11 protein-coding genes and 1 riboswitch are annotated in these 16,949 nt (G+C 57.9%); of the genes, 7 read left to right on the top strand and 4 right to left on the bottom strand.

Going from position 1 to position 16,949, the window contains the following annotated elements:
• Positions 1-2: 2 nt before the first annotated feature.
• Positions 3-1,079 carry a polysaccharide pyruvyl transferase family protein gene (locus tag ACFFSY_RS15560; protein WP_377495539.1) on the top strand — a complete coding sequence of 359 codons (1,077 nt, stop codon included), beginning with the start codon at positions 3-5 and terminating at the stop codon, positions 1,077-1,079.
• A 250-nt stretch (positions 1,080-1,329) separates the two neighbouring features.
• Here the strand turns inward: ACFFSY_RS15560 and ACFFSY_RS15555 are convergent, their stop codons facing one another.
• Positions 1,330-2,922, bottom strand: coding sequence for a sensor histidine kinase (locus tag ACFFSY_RS15555; protein WP_377495537.1), 1,593 nt, complete (start codon positions 2,920-2,922; stop codon positions 1,330-1,332).
• Positions 2,919-3,605, bottom strand: a complete 687-nt coding sequence (locus ACFFSY_RS15550) for a response regulator transcription factor (protein WP_377495534.1) — start codon at positions 3,603-3,605, stop codon at positions 2,919-2,921. The genes ACFFSY_RS15555 and ACFFSY_RS15550 overlap by 4 nt, the downstream gene beginning before the upstream one ends.
• Positions 3,606-3,878: 273 nt before the next feature.
• Between ACFFSY_RS15550 and ACFFSY_RS15545 the strand changes: the two genes are divergently transcribed.
• From ACFFSY_RS15545 to ACFFSY_RS15535, 3 genes are all read left to right on the top strand, one after another.
• Complete coding sequence (locus ACFFSY_RS15545; RefSeq protein WP_377495532.1) at positions 3,879-5,438, top strand: catalase; 1,560 nt, start codon at positions 3,879-3,881, stop codon at positions 5,436-5,438.
• Between the two features lie 257 nt (positions 5,439-5,695).
• Positions 5,696-7,216, top strand: a complete 1,521-nt coding sequence (gene zwf / locus ACFFSY_RS15540; protein WP_377495530.1) for a glucose-6-phosphate dehydrogenase — start codon at positions 5,696-5,698, stop codon at positions 7,214-7,216.
• 220 nt (positions 7,217-7,436) lie between these two features.
• Positions 7,437-7,519: riboswitch (cyclic di-GMP riboswitch) on the top strand.
• Between the two features lie 79 nt (positions 7,520-7,598).
• Positions 7,599-8,195, top strand: coding sequence for an HD-GYP domain-containing protein (locus tag ACFFSY_RS15535; RefSeq protein WP_377495528.1), 597 nt, complete (start codon positions 7,599-7,601; stop codon positions 8,193-8,195).
• 66 nt (positions 8,196-8,261) lie between these two features.
• Here the strand turns inward: ACFFSY_RS15535 and ACFFSY_RS15530 are convergent, their stop codons facing one another.
• Both ACFFSY_RS15530 and ACFFSY_RS15525 read right to left on the bottom strand, forming a co-directional pair.
• Positions 8,262-9,548 carry a glycoside hydrolase family 27 protein gene (locus ACFFSY_RS15530; protein WP_377495526.1) on the bottom strand — a complete coding sequence of 429 codons (1,287 nt, stop codon included), beginning with the start codon at positions 9,546-9,548 and terminating at the stop codon, positions 8,262-8,264.
• Positions 9,549-9,658: 110 nt separating this feature from the next.
• Entirely contained in the window at positions 9,659-10,531 is an 873-nt protein-coding gene (locus ACFFSY_RS15525) for a helix-turn-helix domain-containing protein (protein WP_377495524.1), read from the bottom strand.
• A gap of 231 nt (positions 10,532-10,762) precedes the next feature.
• Here ACFFSY_RS15525 and ACFFSY_RS15520 point away from each other — a divergent pair, with 231 nt between their 5' ends.
• The 3 genes from ACFFSY_RS15520 (at position 10,763) to ACFFSY_RS15510 (ending at position 16,928) form a co-directional block, all read left to right on the top strand.
• Complete coding sequence (locus ACFFSY_RS15520) at positions 10,763-11,872, top strand: rhamnogalacturonan acetylesterase (RefSeq protein WP_377495522.1); 1,110 nt, start codon at positions 10,763-10,765, stop codon at positions 11,870-11,872.
• Positions 11,873-11,984: 112 nt separating this feature from the next.
• Positions 11,985-14,324 carry an alpha/beta hydrolase gene (locus tag ACFFSY_RS15515; RefSeq protein WP_377495520.1) on the top strand — a complete coding sequence of 780 codons (2,340 nt, stop codon included), beginning with the start codon at positions 11,985-11,987 and terminating at the stop codon, positions 14,322-14,324.
• A 180-nt stretch (positions 14,325-14,504) separates the two neighbouring features.
• Positions 14,505-16,928, top strand: a complete 2,424-nt coding sequence (locus ACFFSY_RS15510) for a chemotaxis protein CheA (protein ID WP_377495518.1) — start codon at positions 14,505-14,507, stop codon at positions 16,926-16,928.
• The last annotated feature ends 21 nt before the right edge of the window (positions 16,929-16,949 follow it).

Below are 16,949 nucleotides of genomic sequence, written 5' to 3'. Positions count from 1 at the left end.
CGATGAGAAGCGTACTGTATCTGGGATGGATCGGCTTTAACAATTTGGGCGACGAATGGATGTGGGAGATGTTCCGGGATATGGCGGCTGCCGAGCTTGAACCGGCAGCATACCGCATCGTGCCTTCGCTGCCCTCGGTAGATTGGAAGAACGTCGCCAGCTACGATTCGGTCGTGCTCGGCGGCGGCTCGCTCATCATCCCCGGCTATGTGGAGTTGATGCACAAGGCGATGGAGTTGGGCAAGAAAACCATGATCTGGGGAAGCGGTCACGACCGGTTGAACGCGCTGCTTCCGGGCGACGGCGGCACGGTGATGTCCGATGCGGCGATAGAGTCGGAAGACTATCGGCGCAAGCTGGACGAGGTGATCGCCTATTCCGGTTATGCGGGGGTAAGGGGACCATGGACGCTCCAATACTTGAAGGAGCTTGGCGTGCGTACGGAGGGCGTAGACATTTCTGGCGATTCCGCGATGCTGATGATCGCGCCGGAGCCAATGCCGCAAGAAGAACCAGATGCGAAGACGGGCCATGCCTCCGTTCGCCGAATCGGCATAAACTGGGGCACATCGTACAACCGGATCTTCGGAGGAAGCGAGACTTACGTCGAAGATGCTCTTGCCCAGGCGGCCAAGGCGCTTATCGCGCAAGGGTATAGCATCTATCTGTATTCGGTGTGGGGGCCGGATCGCGATGCGCTGCAGCGTCTGCACAGCAAGATCGGCAATCCGGATAAGACGGTGCTCGACACCAACGTTTACGAGGCGGCGCAATACGTCCGGCTGCTGCAAACGTTCGAAGCGACGCTTAACTTCAAGCTGCATGCCAATCTCCTGTCCGCGGTCGCCGGCGTCCCGTTCGGCTGCATCGGTTATCGATTCAAGTCCTTCGATTTGCTCTATGGCCTCGGACTGCCGGAGCGCATCGTGTCCACGGACGACCCGCAACTTGCCGCTCGCCTTGAGCAACTGGCAATCGTGCCGCCGCAGGAACGGGTTCGTCTGGCAGGCGTGCTGGCGGCGAAGCAGCAGGAGACGCGAGATTCGCTCGCTCGGCCTTTTCGCGAGCGTTTGATCTGACAGTAGCGGGACTGTATCATCTCCGCTTTCCGTTCCACAAGAAACAGGCAGTGTCCCACGAGCCGTCTGCAACCGGCCTCGAGGACACTGCCTGTTCTCTATGCGCGAATGAACACTGGGGAGAGTGGGTCTTGCGCAGGACAAGCATAACGCGCCAACCTTAAACGAAGCTGAAATGAAACTGACGGCTGGCTGAACGTCCCACGGGCTAGGGAGCGTGTGGCCGAATGCCGAGGGCATAAGCCTCACCTCAGTCCTTGAACGTGTTGGCAGTCGCTACCTGCGCGACCGGCAGCTTGACCGTGAAGGTCGAACCCGCGCCGGGCTCGCTCTCGATCTCGATCGTGCCGCCGTGCGCTTCCGCGATGGAGAGGCTGATCGCAAGGCCGAGACCGGCGCCGCCATATTTGCGCGTACGGGAAGAATCGCTTCGGTAGAACCGCTCGAACAAGCGAGCTTGATGCGCTGGCGGGATACCGGGTCCATTGTCCGCGATCGCAAGTTCGCTCGTCTTGCCGTCCACATCAGCTTGGACTGTAATGCGAATCGCGCCGCTTGCGGCATCGGTATGCTGGACGGCGTTGTGGAACAAATTGAGCGCCACTTGTTTGATTTTATCGGCGTCGGCCATGATGTCAGCCGGCTCATTCAGCGCCAGACGGACGTCGCGTTCGCCGGCCAGCAGGCGAAGCTGCGGTTCCATCTCCCGGATTAGACCGGCAAGGCTGCAGCGCGTTCGTGTAAGCTGCGGCTCCTGATCGAGCTTCGCCAGCAAGAGCAGATCCTCCACCAGCTTGTTGATCCGCTTGGACTCGGTATGCATGCTGCCAAGCGCAGAGCGCAGCTGCTCCGGGCGCGTCACCGTGCCGCGCAGCAGCACCTCGAGAAAGCCATGGATGGAGGTTAAGGGCGTGCGCAGCTCGTGAGAGGCATCGGCAATGAATTGACGCATGCGCTCCTTGGCCGTCCGTTCTGCCTCGAAGGCGTTATCGAGCCGGCTCAGCATGCCATTGAACGATACGGACAATCGGTCGATTTCCTCCTGGCCTTGGTGGTCGGGGAGCCGCTCCGTGAGGTTGCCGGCGTCGGTCTTCTCCACCGCGGCGACGATGGTAGAGAGCGGCACTAACGTGCGCCTAAGCAGCGGGAGGAATAGAGCGGCGCCTACGGCCAGCGCAAGCGTGGACAAGCTGGCGAAGACGACCAGCTGCTGCACGATGACGTCCGACAGCGGCGCCGTTCGCACACCCATCTGGACGATGCCGCCATGACCCCGCCCCGGCGGGCCGTCTAGCCGGAAGACGACAAGCTGCTCCTCTCCTTCGGCATCGACGGCGAGTCTGTAGTCCACCTTGCTGCGTGTGCCCTCCAGCTCAGCGCGAATCGTATCGTACTGCTCTGCGGTCAACTGCGGCGACGACAGCCCGTCCTCTGCGGATAGATCGCTGAACACCCCCTCTTTGTTCACAAAAGCCAGCGAGGCGTCCGTCAGGAAGAATCTCGGTCGCTCCGGATGGGCACCCGCATAACCAGCGAAGTTCGCTCCGCTTATGCCGGCGTCTTTTTTATTGGCTTGCGAAGCTTGCGACGTCGTATTCTGCGTCTTGCCCGCTCGGGTGGCGGCACCTCGCCGCTGACCTTCGGCGGTCTCGCCGAGCATGCTGCCGATCGGCGCCGTCACAAGCTGGGCTTCCAGCGATTCGGCCTTGTTCCGGTAGAGGAAACCTTTCATGAGCACATATTGCATCACGCCGATGACGATCAGAATGACGGCGATCAGCAAAATGGAACGCAGCAGCAGCTGATAGCGGAGCGACCTTGGCCCCAGAGACGACCGGTTCACGGCAGATCGACCCGGTAGCCGGCGCCGCGCAGCGTCCGGATGAGCCGGTGCTCCTTGTCGCCGAGCTTCTCGCGGAGTGAACGGATATAGACCTCGACGATGTTGTTCTCGCCGCCAAAATCATACGACCACACTTTATCGAGGATCGTCGTCTTGCTGAGCACCGCGCCGTGGTTCATCACGAGAAATTTGAGCAGGTCGTACTCCGTCGGAGACAGCTCCAGCACGCGATCCATGTACGTAATTTCGTTCTTCCGGTCATCGATCAAGAACGGGCCGTAGGCGACGGCGCTGAGCAGATCCGGGAACTGGTTGCGCAGGCGCGCTTGAATCCGGGCCAGCAGTTCGTCGAAGCTGAACGGTTTGACCATGTAATCGTCCGCCCCGAGCGTCAGACCCCGTACTTTATCGGTCACGTCATCCTTGGCCGTCAGCATGATGACGGCGATCTTGTCGCCGGAATCTTTGATCGCTTTACATACCTCGAAGCCGCTGCGCTCGGGCATCATCACGTCCAGAATCGCCACGTGCGGCTTGAAATCGCGTGCGGCTTGAAGCGCTTCTTCGCCGTCTTGCGCGGTATGGACGTCGTATCCCTCGCCAAGGAGACCGAGCTCGAGAAATTGGACAATATTCGGCTCGTCGTCGGCGATCAGTATACGAATGCGTTTGTCGGGATACATGAATCGATTCCTCCACTTCATCGCTTGTAGATCAGTTCGGTTCGTCCATTCTACGCGTTATCCGCGAACAGGTCTAGTGGGTTCAGCAAACGCTCAGCTCCGGCTCGAATACGGCTTCATTCGTCGATATTTCGCTATTGTTCTTCACCGCTTGACTTTTAATTAGGTAGAGAACTCCATGGATATGCGGATCGAAAACGATTGGATATTGATGGCAGCGTTGGGTCATCCTAACGTACGGTTATCCAATCTACAGCAAAGGTGAGAAAATCGATGAGCAGCGACAACAATCAGACGTTAACGACGCGCCAGGGACATCCGGTCAGCGACAACCAGAATGTTCGAACGGTCGGCAGCCGTGGCCCGACGACATTGGAGAATTATCCGTTTATCGAGAAAATTACCCACTTCGACCGCGAGCGTATTCCGGAGCGCGTCGTACATGCGCGCGGAGCAGGCGCTCACGGCGTATTCGAGGCGTATGGGAAGGTTGGCGACGAGCCGATCGCCAAATACACGCGCGCCAAGCTGTTCCAGGAAGCAGGCAAGCAGACGCCTTTGTTCGTGCGCTTCTCGACTGTCGTGCACGGAGGCCATTCTCCCGAGACGCTGCGCGACCCGCGCGGCTTCGCGGTGAAATTTTATACCGAGGACGGCAACTGGGATCTGGTCGGCAACAACCTGAAAATTTTCTTCATCCGCGATCCGCTGAAGTTCCCGGACATGGTTCATTCCTTCAAGCCGGACCCGGTTAACAATCTGAACGATCCCGAGCGGATGTTCGATTTCCTCTCCCTTACGCCGGAAGCGACGCACATGGTGACGTTCCTGTTCTCGCCGTGGGGCATTCCGGCCAACTATCGCCAGATGCAAGGCTCCGGGGTGAATACATACAAATGGGTGAACAGCGAAGGCGTCGGCGTGTTGGTTAAATACCATTGGGAGCCGCTGAAGCAGGGCATCAAGAACTTGCTGCAGAAGGATGCGGAGAAAATCCAAGCGACGCACACGGAGCATGCGACCCAGGACTTGTACGACGCGATCGAGCGCGGCGATTATCCGGAGTGGGAGCTGTGCGTCCAAATCATGAGCGACGACGAGCATCCGGAGCTGGACTTCGATCCGCTCGACCCGACGAAGCTGTGGCCGCCGGAGCAATTCCCATTCCTGAAAGTGGGCAAAATGACGCTGAACCGCAATCCGCAGAACTACTTCAACGAGGTGGAGCAGTCGGCGTTCGGCACGGGCGTTCTCGTCGACGGCTTGGATTTCTCCGACGACAAGATGCTCCAAGGCCGCACGCTCTCGTATTCGGACACGCAGCGCTACCGCGTCGGGGCGAACTACCTCCAGCTGCCGATCAACGCGCCGAAGACGCATGTGGCCACCAATCAGCGGGACGGGCAGATGGAATACAAGGTGGATCTGGCGCCGGGACAGAACCCGCACGTCAACTACGAACCCTCTTCCCTCGGCGGTCTGAAGGAAGCGCCGAAGGCCGGCAAGGACCACGAGCCGCATTACGACGCAAGTCTCGTTCGCCAGCGCATCGAGCGGACGAACGACTTCGGACAAGCCGGGGATACGTACCGGGCGTTCGAGGATTGGGAGCGAGATGAGCTGATCGAGAATCTCGTCGGCGCGCTCAAGGTGTGCAAGCCGGATATCCGGGAGCGGATGATCGGCTACTTTACGCAGGCGGATGCCGATTACGGCCGCCGCGTCGCGGAAGGACTCAAGCACGCGGACGCGCAAGGCGGCAGCGGATCGGCGGACGAAGCGCAAGCGTCGCAATACGCAAAGGACAATGCGCGAGGCACGGATGGGTATTAAATTTTTGGATAGGGTTAACAAGTTCAGTCTATAGCGCATCTCTCTAGACAGGTACGATTCCGCGCAGGAATTGTGCCTGTTTTCGCGTATTCACGGGCGCCAGACGAAGAAGTTTTGAATGTGTCTGAATTGTGACGTCTTCATGAACCCTTCACAATGCCTTCATCAACTCTTCATGAAGCTTCAGGTACGCGGTGGTATTCTGAGTAGCATAGAGAGAAACAACGGCGATAGGTGCCGCTTGGAGGGAAACGACTATGGATGCAATGACATTTGTATTATTCGGCGCCACTGGCGATTTGGCAAAACGCAAAATTTTCCCCGCGATTTATAATTTATATGTGGACCGGAAGCTGCCGGAATCCTTTCAACTTATCGGTCTTGGACGGCGTAAGCTGACCGAAGCCGAATTCCGTGAGCAAGTCGCGCAATCGCTGCGCGCGTTCTCCAGAAGACCTGTCACGGACGAAGCGGCCGTGCGCGATTTCTTGGAACGGATCGGCTATAGCGAGCTGAACGTGAACGAATTGTCCGATTACGCGAAGCTTGCGGGACGTATCGAGGAACGCGAGCAGCGGTTCACGCTGCCCGAGAATCGGGTATTCTACATGTCCGTCGCGCCAGAACTGTTCGGCTCGATTGTGGCGAATTTGCAGGAGAGCGGCTTAAGCCGCGTGTCCGGATGGAAGCGCCTCGTCATCGAGAAGCCGTTCGGTCATGATCTCGAATCCGCCCGGGCGCTGAATGCAAGCTTGGCGCAGGCATTCGAGGAGAAGGAGATCTTCCGTATCGACCATTACCTCGGCAAGCCGATGGTGCAGAACCTGGAGGTGTTCGAGTACTCCAATCCGGTGCTTCAAGCGCTGTGGCGCAACCGTTACGTGGCGAACGTGCAGATCACGGCGGCGGAGACGGTCGGCGTGGAAAGCCGTGCGGGTTATTACGACCATTCCGGCGCGGTTCGCGATATGTTCCAGAATCATATGCTTCAGATGCTGATGATGCTGGCGATGCAGCTGCCCAAGCACAGCACCGCCGAGGAAGTCGGCTTCAAGAAACGCAAGGTGATGGAAGCGCTGCGTACGTTGAACCGGGAAGACGTCGCGGCTAATGTCGTACGCGGTCAATATACGGCCGGTCACATCGGAGGCAAGCCGGTCGCCGGTTATGCCGAGGAGCCTGGCGTGAACCCGGGCTCGACCACCGATACGTACATCGCGGCACGGCTGTGGATCGACGACTACTTCTGGAGCGAGGTGCCATTCTATATACGCACCGGCAAGCGGATGGCCGCCAAGTCGACCCGCATCGTCATCGAGTTCAAGGATCCGTCGGACAAATTCTCGCGAACGAACGAGACGACGGCGCCGAACCTGCTGACGATCGACATTGGGCCGGAAGCGGGCATGACGTTCCGGCTGAATATGAAGAACCCGCTCAAGAATGGCAAGATCGAGCCGGTACAAATTCAATTCGATGCGGACGAGAAGAATGTTCCGGAAGCTTACGAAACGCTAATTGCCGATATGATGCGCGGCGATTCCACGTTCTTTGCCCATTGGGACGAAGTGGAGCTCGCTTGGCAATGGGTGCAGCCGATCCTAAACGCGTTCGAAGGCGGCGAGCTTCCGCTGCATACGTATTCGGCAGGTTCGAACGGCCCGGAGGCAGCCGACAGGCTCTTGGAGCAGGACGGCTTCCATTGGTGGCATGACGAGCCGCAGGAAGAGGCGCCGGCGGAACGCAAACTGGCTGAGCCGGCAGGCGTTCAGGCATAACGTCACGCCAAGTCTAGAATATTCAGCACCAAGCATGCAAGCCCCGTTCGAGCAAGACATCGGACGGGGATTTGTTTTACCTTAATATTATCATCGTTGGTGGATACTTGGGTTTATTTTGGCGTTATTGTCAACCTTTCTATTTATTTCAATTAAAATAATTGATAGGTCTTGGAGGAATCCGCCTAAGGAACGTCGAACATGTAGGCAACAACTAAAAACGGACATGGATGCGATGATCAATCTTCTTTACCTGGGCACTTGGGAGATTGGGAGCGAGTAGTGCAACCGACCAGTGGCGACTGCGTCGGTTTTTTTTGTTACGCTATTTACGGGGAGCAAGTACAATGAACCTAGGCATGGTTGAAACGGAGGGCGGGCAATGAGCGGCTTGCGGATGTCGATGGAAGTCGTTGACCCGGAAATCTTAACATTGCTGGCCCGGCTGGAACAACACGATACCGGAACTTACGCGCATTCGATGCGGGTAGCGGAATATTGCGACTGGTTCGCAAGCCATTTGAACATGCGGCGGATGGATCGGCAACGGTTCGTTCATTCCGCGCTGCTGCACGATATCGGCAAGCTTCGGATTCCGAGTGAAGTTCTGAACAAGAATACCAAACTGACGGACGAGGAATGGCGCGAAATTCGCAATCATCCGGTGTACGGCATGGAATATGTCAGCGGGCTCGCGGATCGGAACATCGTGCTGCCCGACGTGATCATGCTGCATCATGAGAATACCGACGGCACCGGTTATCCGTTCAATTCCCGCACGTCGGAACTGTCGGCGCAAGTCCGCATCATTCGGGTGATCGACAGTTTCGATGCGATGACGAGCAACCGGAATTACCAGCTCGTCAAGAATGTCGACGAAGCGCTGGCCGAATTGATTCGCTGCGAAGGGACGCTGTACGATCCCGAGATCGTCCGATTGTTCTGCGCCCATATTCAGGACGCCAGCAAGTCTTCATAACGCAAGAAGCCCCTTCGACAAGCCGATCGCCGCCGGCTGTTCGAAGGGGCTTCTTGCTATTGCGGACTACAGCGAAGCGAGCTGCACCAGCTTGACGCCATGCGCGGGAACCGTGTAAGCGATCGACTCTTCCGCCACGCCTTCGTCCTGACGCGCCCACAGATTGCGGACTCGACGCGGGCCGTCTATGCCAAGCTGCGCGAAGCTGGTGGAGACGAGAGCGGGTTCGTCTGTGGCATTGAACAACGCGGCGTACGCATTCCCTTGCGCGTCGGTCGCGCTCCAGACGACCCGGTCCTGATCGCGCGACACTTGATTGGCGCCGCGGCCGTGCCGGTGCACGTACAGCACTTCTTCATTCGTCAGCAAGCCCAGCGTCCACTCGTCGTTGTCGCGCATCTCGCCGCCCATCATGAGCGGCGAGCGGAAGATCGCCCACAGCGACATCATGGTCAGCTGCTCGTCCTTCGTGAACCGCGTCCAACGGTCGGCGCCGCCTCCGTCGACGGAGCGGATGCCGAGATGGCCGAGCGGCAGCATGTCGCAATCCGGCCAGCAGCCTTCCTTGACGTATGGAGCCCATTGCTCGCAGCGCTCGAACATGTTGTACAACAGGGGCCAGATGTCCCAGAAGTCGTCCGTCATCCGCCACATGTTGGCGTTCTCCGCGAAGTGGTCCGCATATTCGAGCGGCGCCGGACCGGGCGAGAGGCTCAGCACCATCTCCCGTCCGCAGCGGTCGATCGCCCGTCGGATCATTGCAATTTCTTCAGCATGAATGCCGTACAGGCGCGAAGCGGCGATATCGTCGACCTTGACGAAATCGACTTCCCACTCCGCATACAAGCGGAATAGAGAGTCGTAGTACGCTTGGGCGCCGGCTTTGGACGGATCCAGCCCATACATGTCGGTATTCCAAGGACAGATGGAGTTCGGGTGTGCGATATCCCGGGCGCCTTCATCCGAACCGAGAATCGGCGTATTGGCGTGGACCGCTTGCCGCGGTATGCCGCGCATAATATGGATGCCGAACTTCAGTCCTAGACCATGGACGTAGTCGGCGAGGGGCTTGAACCCTTTGCCGCCGGCGGAGGAAGGGAACCGGTTCACGGCGGGAATTAATCTCGAGTAGGCGTCCGTCTCGAGCGGCACGAACGGCCTGTAAGCGGATGAGACCGCGCCGGGCTCGGACCATTGGATGTCGACGACGACGTATTCCCAGCCGTAGGGCTTCAAGTAGCGGGCCATGTAATCGGCGTTGGCGCGAATCTCTTCCTCCCGTACGGCGGCGCCGTAACAGTCCCAGCTGTTCCATCCCATTGGAGGGGTTGCGGCGATACGATGATGGTTCATGATAGCGGACAGCTCCTTCATATCGATAATGTTGCGCTTATGTGGTAAGCGTAATCGATTGCCAGCCATCCATCTATCCTAATGATTTGCGATATTATGTAAAATATTGCTCAATCGAACGTCAGCTGCCTCGCGGCAAGCACGTCGCGTCCAAGCCGATATTCACCAGGCGTGCAGCCGACCCATTGACGGAAGACTTTGCTGAAATAACTGCCTGAAGCGAAGCCGCATTCCCCCGCTATTCGCTCGAGCACCCAGTCGGTGCTTTGCAGCAGTTCGGCCGCGCGCTGAATGCGAAGCCTTGTGAGATAGTCAAGCGGCGTATCGCCGGTTTCGCGCGAGAATAGCCGGATAAAGTGGTATTTCGACACGCCTGCCGCTTCGGCCACCTGCGCGATGCTGATCGGAGCATTGAAGCTCGCCTGCATATAGGCGATGGCTTGCTGCACGGGAGCAGGCCATGCGTGCCGCGCTCTCGTGCGCTCATGCCGGGCCAATTCCATGAGCAGCCGGTAGACGAGCGAAGACGCGGCGAAGACATCGGTAATCCGTCCGGCGGCGGCGTCCGCGAACGCTGCGCTGAGCACGCGCATGGCCGGACTATCCTTTTCAAAGCGAATAACCGGTCCGAATTGCGTGACAACGCTCGACCATAACGCCTCCGCATGCTTCTGCCGGAACAAAATAAAATAAAACGTCCATTCTTCGCTATCCTTGGGCAGCGCATATCGGTGATCGCCTGGAATATCAACGAGAAACGCCTCGCCCGGACCGATCTTGCGCGTCTGTCCGTCGATGATCAGCTCTCCCCAGCCCGAGACGGTATACTGCAGCAAATACAGCGGGCCGTCAACGCGCTTGCGGCCATCCCATTCGTAATCTGCGGTGACGCGATCGCACCCGAGCGCGTAGAGACCGAGCAGCGGCAGCTGCTCTTTCTCCGCGAATCGAAAACCGTAGGTGCCAAATTCGAGCGTACCCATCCCGCAACTCCTTTCAACTGCTGACTGGCCGTGTCTTTCATGGTTCGAAAAGCCGATCTTCGCCTAAGCGTACAACATCCCCATGCCAAGGTTCAATGCGGGCGTCGGAAGCAAGCATGCTTTCATCTGATTTTTGACGGAAAATAACCGGTTAATCGGCTTCCCGCATCGGCGGTTTGGCGCTATGCTGACAAGATGGATAGGCAGGTGGCCAAGGAGGAAGGGATATGCATGGGCAAAAAGAGGCTCGATTTTGATTTTGGCATCGGCGAACCGGCGTCCGGTTACATTAAAGTTGATGCTCGCGCGATCTACACGCCAGAAGCGGGCTGGGGTTTCAGGCGAACGGACGGCGTCAACGCACGCGATCGGGGCGAAGGCGGGGAGTTATGCCGCGATTTCTGCATTCCTTACGAGGCGGAATTTCGGGCTGATATGGAGAACGGCACGTACGTCGTCACGTGCCTGATGGGCGATGCCCTGCACGAGACATCAACTACGGTGAAGGTCGGCCAAGGACGGATGCTGTTTCGGCAAGTACGCACGGCGGCAGGTGAATTCGTTCGCGTCTCCGCAGCGGTCAAGGTGGAGGACGGCGGCCTGATGCTTGCGTTCTCCGGCGCCGCTCCGCGCATTAACGCCTTGACGATCGCTTTGTCGGAGGAAGTCTTCACGATCTATCTCGCTGGCGATTCGACGGTAGCGGATCAACCGCCCGAGGGGTATCCGTACGCGGGATGGGGACAGATGCTGCCGATGTTCTTCAAGGCGGATGCGGCCATTGCCAACCACGCCGTATCGGGGCGCAGTTCCCGCAGCTTCATCCTTGAGGGGAGGCTTGACGCGCTGCTGATGGGAGCGCGAGCGAATGATCTGCTGCTCATTCAATTCGGCCATAACGATCAGAAATTCGACGAGCAAAGACGGACCGAACCGTTCTCAAGCTATAAGGATCATTTGCGAATCTATATCGAGCGTGCGAGAGAACGGGGAGTGACGCCGGTATTGCTCACTTCGGTGCATCGTCGCTATTTCGCGGAGGACGGCACGTTATCCGATACCCATGGCGATTATCTTGTCGCGGTGAAGGAGCTTGCGGAAGAGGAGGACGTTCCGCTGATCGATCTGGCTTCCAAAAGCAGGCGTCTGTTCGAGGAGCTAGGCAGCGAAGCCGCCAAGTCGCTGTTCATGTGGGGGGCACCCGGCGAATTTATCCATTTCCCCAGCGGCGTTGAAGATAATACCCACTTTCAGGCGGCAGGGGCGATGCGGATTGCGGGTTTGGTCGCAGAAGGTTTGCGCGAACTCCGCATTCCGCAGCTGCTCGTCGCATTTCGGTAAGCCCGCCATATTTTTGGGATGCCAAGCGAAGGTGCGAGCGCTTATAATTATAGGATGACAAGCTCTTAATCGTTCATCCTACTTCGCTTGTCGCCAAGGAGTGACGGGCTCTATGAATCTTCCCCTGGAAGAGCTTCAGATGCCTCGGCCCCAGCCTCGTCCGCGCCTGTACCGGCTTATCGGACGTTGGCTGCTTGGCCGGGTTCTTCATACTTTTCAATATGATTCGTTATTCTGGAGACGGGCGCTATTCGGGTTATGGATCGTCTATGCAATCGCGCTGATCGTGACGGCACTCGGTATGACGACCGGTCTTGGCGTTATGGCGGATATGCTGATCGCGCTGTTTATTGGCTTGCTCGCGATGGCGCTGGCTTCGGCATTGTCCGCTTTCGTACTGACACTTGTTTATTTGCCAGTACCCCGGCTGTTCGTTTCAGGGCTGCTCTATACGGGCGCCGCGGTCTCTTTTATTCTTTACCATGCGGATATGGGTTTATTCGTGTCGCTCATTTGCGGCGGAATCGCGGCCGCGACGGGGATGGCTGCCGGACTTGTATTCGCCCTGCTTGCGAACGCTTCGATCGGCTGGAGGGTGAAAGCGTCTGCGCTTGGCTCGATTGTCGCGCTTGCGGCGGCGCTTGCGCTATGGCAGCAAGATGGCTTTCGATTAGATCCGGCCGGGAATGCCGAGCAGGCAGATTCGGCTGCCGATTCCGCCACGGCTGACGATGCGGACGGCGCCCTCGCCGCGGATTCTCCCACGCCGCTTGCGTTAGACAATCCGGCTTTGCCTGGGGATTACCGGGTGAAGACGTTCACTTATGGCAGCGGGACGGACCGTAATCGCGAGGAATACCAGGCGGGAGCCGACCTTATCTCCGAGACGGTAGATGCGTCCGCATATATTAAGAACTGGCCGGACGTCCGCGAGTGGTTCTGGGGATTTGACGAGAAGTCGCTGCCGGTGAACGGCCGGGTGTGGATGCCGGAAGGCGACGGGCGGTTCCCGCTCGTGCTGATCGTGCACGGCAATCATCTGGCTGAGCAGTTCTCCGACGGCGGATACGCCTACTTAGGCGAGCTGCTGGCCAGCAGGGGCTTCATTACGATATCGGTTGACGAGAACTTCCTGAATTACTCGGTTTGGGGCGGTATTCCTAGTCAGGATTTCAAAGTTCGGGCGTGGATGCTGCTCAAGCATATTCAGCAGATCGGCGCGTTCAGCGAGCAGATCGGCAATCCGTTCGCCGGACACGTCGATTTCGGCCAAATCGTGCTGATGGGGCATTCCCGTGGCGGGCAAGCGGCGCCGATGGCGGCGGATTGGACGCGCTGGTTCAAGGATGACCAGACGCTAGCCGATCTAAGCGCGTACCGGATCCAGTCGGTCGTGGCGATCGCGCCGACCGACAAGGTGATAGACAAGACGTCCGCGACGCTAAGGGATATCAATTACTTGACGATTCAAGGGGCGCTGGACGGCGACGTGAATGACTTCTACGGCGACCGCCAGTATGGCCGGGTATCCTTCTCGAATACCGCCGAGGCCGGCTTCCGGTTCAAGTCGTCGATCTATATCGGCGAAGCTAATCACAGCCGCTTCAACACGGAGTGGGGAACGATGGATGATAGCCTGCCCGGCGGGTTGTTTCTTGATCGTTCTGACATGATGGAGGCGGAAGACCAGCGCGAAGTCGCCAAGGTATATATTTCGGCCTTTCTAGAGGCTACCATTCATGGCAAGGACGAGTACCGGCCGCTGTTTCAGGATTACCGGCTTGGCGGCTCGTGGCTTCCGCAAGCGACCTATTTCAATCGCTATGAGAGCAGCGCCTTCATTCCGGCCGGCACGTTCGACGAGGACCGCGACAAGACGAAGCTGCGGGATCAGATCGAAGTTCAGGCGCAAGGCTTGAAGTGGACGGAGGAAGAGGCGCAGGACCGCCAGCGGAATAACCGGGGCACGCGCGGCGTCGTGCTGGAGTGGGATGAGGGACGAGGCGGCGCGTATACGTTGACCTTCTCGGATGCGTTCCGGCGCAGACTGGACGCGAACCGCAGTCTCGATTCATTCGTCTTCTCGCTCTCGAACATGGAACGCGACCTGCGAGGAGAAGACGAAACCGCCCTTGTACCGCTGCCGGATATCGAGGTGGAGCTTAAACTTAAAGGCGGCGCAAGCGTGACGCAGCCCTTGGCTGCCTTCATGCCCGTTCTGCAGCCGGTTCGCTCGACGTTCACGATCGCTTCCTGGATGGAGGAGCGGATTAAAGACGAGAAGTACGTGGAGGAGACGGAGCCGGTCTTTCAATCCTATCGGCTGCCATTCACGTCGTTTGAGGTCAACGGGGTGTCTTTCTCGGCATCCGAACTGGCATCGGTGACGTTCCGGTTCCAGGGCGGTCCAGGCAAAGTCATGCTGGACGATATTGGTTTTGACGCGCAATAACGAAGACGACCGGCTGCAGCCATGACTGCAGCCGGTTTTTTGCATGCTCTGCAGCAGGCTCGCCACCGAAGCTCGCCTTCAAAGCTCGCCTTGAATTCCCAGTCTGCGAAACCTAACACAGTGTTGATTAAGGGCCGATCTAATAACTATGAACGCTTAATACATTGCGAGGCGATAGGATTGACGAACCCATACATCACAGAGCAAATGGTCGAGATGTTTATCTACGAAACGACTCAAAATATCGAAATGCTGGAGCAGACGATCGTTCATTGCGAAGCGGAAGGTTTCGATCCGGCAGCGGTCAACGAGATCTTACGCAATATGCATACAATTAAGGGCTCATCGGCGATGATGTGCTACACCACCGTCGCCACGCTGTCCCACTCGTTAGAGGATCTATTCTTCTTCCTGCGGGAGCAGAAGCCGGCGGAGGTTGACTATACGCAGCTGTCGGACATGGTGCTTGAAGGCATTGATTTCATCAAGGTAGAGCTGCACAAAATCAAATCGGGCGACCAGCCGGACGGCGAAGCCGAGGCGCTGATCGGCTCTATTCATCGTTTCCTGGCAGAGTTGAAAGCGGCGAATCATCCGGGGGCTTCCGGATCCAAGCTTCCTTCCGCAAACACGGCTGCAGCTGCAAGCCAGCCGCCCAAAGCACCGGCCGATGCCTTGCCTATGACGGCGAATTCGCCGTCTGCTCCAGCCGATATCATTCGGCGGCAGGCTGGCGGTATGGCGAGCTACGAGGCGCTGCTGCATTTCGTCGAAGGCTGCGAGATGGAGAACGTCCGCGCATTCGGCGTTGTGCATGCGCTGCAGCAGCATGTCGCACGGTTATCCTGCTTCCCCGCGGACTATTTGGAGAATGAAGAGAGTATTCGACTCATCCGGGAGCAAGGCTTCGTCATTCGGTTCCAATCGGATGAGTCGTATGAGACGCTGCACACGCTGCTTGAGGATACGCTCTTCCTGAAGAGCGTCAGGCTGACGATACCGGGCCAGGCGCAGCAAAGCGAGTTCAACGCTTATATTCGGTTCCAGCCCGAATGCGAGATGGAGAATATCCGGGCATTCGGCATTGTCCACGCGCTGAAGGACTATGCGTGGAATATCGCATGCGATCCGGCCAACTACCTGGAGGACGAAGCCGCGGCGGAGCTGATTCGGGCCGAAGGCTTCACGATGCGGTTCCGGAGCGACGTCCCTTATGCCCGCTTCCAGCAGCTCTTGGACGAGACGTTGTTCCTCAGCCATTATGAGCTGCATCTCGTGGATGATCCAACCTTCGCGCTCGAATCGGCAGCGAAGCAAGAGAGCGCGCTTCCAGTGGATGTGGCTCCGGCTGCGCCCGCTCCATCATCGACGCCAGAGAAGAAGAAACAGCCGGCGAAGAAGGAGTCCGGCGAGGTCCATGGGGCTTCGCATGGCAGCCAGAGTTTGATCAGCGTCAATGTAGACAAGTTGGACCGGCTCATGGATCTGGTCGGCGAGATGGTGATCGCCGAAGCGATGGTGACCCAGAATCCGGACCTGCATGGCTTGCAGCTTGACCGGTTCCACAAAGCGTCGCAGCTGCTGCACAAAATTACGAGCGAGCTGCAGGACGTCGTCATGTCGATCCGGATGGTGCCGCTGACGGCGACCTTCCAGAAGATGCATCGGATCGTGCGCGACATGTGCAAGAACCTTGGCAAAGAAGTGCAATTGAAGCTTATTGGCGAAGAGACCGAAGTGGATAAGAACGTCATTCAGCATATTTCGGATCCGCTCATGCACTTGATCCGCAATTCGGTCGATCACGGCATCGAGCTGCCGGAAGACCGGGAAGCGGCAGGCAAGTCGCGTTCCGGGACCGTGACGCTCGAGGCCCGCAATTCAGGCGGCGATGTGTATGTTTACATTAAGGACGACGGCAAAGGGCTATCGAAAGAGAAACTGCTCGAGAAAGCCAGAAAGAATGGTTTGCTGACGAAGCCGGAGAACGAGATGTCGGACAAAGAAATATATGGACTTATTTTCCTGCCCGGTTTCTCTACTAAAGAAAACATTTCGGAATATAGCGGTCGGGGCGTCGGCATGGACGTCGTATCTCAGAACATCAGCGCGATCGGCGGCACCATCGCCGTAGACAGCGCGGAGGGATCGGGAACGACCATCACGTTGAAGATCCCGCTCACGCTGGCCATCATCGACGGTATGACGATTCGGGTCGGCAATTCCCGATATACCGTGCCGACGGTATCAATCGTCGAGTCGTTCCGGCCTAGGGAAACGGATATCATCCGCGATCCGGACGACCGCGAAATGATCATGGTTCGCGGACAATGTTACCCGATCCTGCGGCTGCATGAACGCTATGGCGTGAAGTCGGATACGACGCTGTTCTCGGAAGGCATTCTGATCATGGTCGAGCACGACGGCCAGTCGTTCTGTCTATTCGCCGACGAACTGCTTGGCCAACAGCAGGTCGTCGTCAAGGCGCTGCCGGCTTATATCAAGCGGATGCGCAATATTCAGGGCTTGGCTGGCTGCACGCTCCTTGGCGACGGAAGCATCAGTCTCATTCTCGATCCCGGCGCGTTGGCCGTATCCGGTTAACGCGAGCGCAATCATCAAGCA

Source organism: Paenibacillus aurantiacus, assembly GCF_042431225.1.
Taxonomy (GTDB): Bacteria; Bacillota; Bacilli; order Paenibacillales; family Paenibacillaceae; genus Paenibacillus_Z; species Paenibacillus_Z aurantiacus.
This window is presented reverse-complemented; position numbering and strand designations above follow the sequence as displayed.

Excerpts from the sequence above, each read along its gene's own strand:
- ACFFSY_RS15560 (WP_377495539.1), top strand. The coding sequence starts at position 3 with ATGAGAAGCGTACTGTATCTGGGATGGATCGGCTTTAACAATTTGGGC.
- ACFFSY_RS15550 (WP_377495534.1), bottom strand. The coding sequence starts at position 3,605 with ATGTATCCCGACAAACGCATTCGTATACTGATCGCCGACGACGAGCCG.
- ACFFSY_RS15545 (WP_377495532.1), top strand. The coding sequence starts at position 3,879 with ATGAGCAGCGACAACAATCAGACGTTAACGACGCGCCAGGGACATCCG.
- zwf (WP_377495530.1), top strand. The coding sequence starts at position 5,696 with ATGGATGCAATGACATTTGTATTATTCGGCGCCACTGGCGATTTGGCA.
- ACFFSY_RS15535 (WP_377495528.1), top strand. The coding sequence starts at position 7,599 with ATGAGCGGCTTGCGGATGTCGATGGAAGTCGTTGACCCGGAAATCTTA.
- ACFFSY_RS15530 (WP_377495526.1), bottom strand. The coding sequence starts at position 9,548 with ATGAACCATCATCGTATCGCCGCAACCCCTCCAATGGGATGGAACAGC.
- ACFFSY_RS15525 (WP_377495524.1), bottom strand. The coding sequence starts at position 10,531 with ATGGGTACGCTCGAATTTGGCACCTACGGTTTTCGATTCGCGGAGAAA.
- ACFFSY_RS15520 (WP_377495522.1), top strand. The coding sequence starts at position 10,763 with ATGGGCAAAAAGAGGCTCGATTTTGATTTTGGCATCGGCGAACCGGCG.
- ACFFSY_RS15515 (WP_377495520.1), top strand. The coding sequence starts at position 11,985 with ATGAATCTTCCCCTGGAAGAGCTTCAGATGCCTCGGCCCCAGCCTCGT.